The organism is Aquimarina macrocephali JAMB N27, assembly GCF_000520995.1.
In the GTDB taxonomy this organism is placed as follows: domain Bacteria; phylum Bacteroidota; class Bacteroidia; order Flavobacteriales; family Flavobacteriaceae; genus Aquimarina; species Aquimarina macrocephali.
In genome coordinates, this window is the sequence record NZ_JACA01000152.1 from 1 (window position 1) to 209 (window position 209).

Sequence of the window (209 nt, forward strand, 5' to 3'; positions counted from 1 at the left end):
TAACATCGGTCATTGTTTAACTGCTTCAGGAGTGGCAGGGTTTATTAAGGTATTACAGGCTATGAAATACAAACAGTTACCACCTACTATAAATTTTGAACAGTTAAATGAGCATATCAATCTGGAGGATAGTCCTTTTTATGTGAATACAGAGTTAAAGGAGTGGCAGGTTAGGGAATCACAACAACGTCAGGCTGCGATCAGTTCTT

1 protein-coding gene is annotated in these 209 nt (G+C 38.3%); it reads left to right on the forward strand.

Going from position 1 to position 209, the window contains the following annotated elements:
- The coding region (locus tag Z054_RS29710) for a hypothetical protein (RefSeq protein ID WP_035093988.1) at nucleotides 1–209 on the forward strand (209 nt) is incomplete at both ends.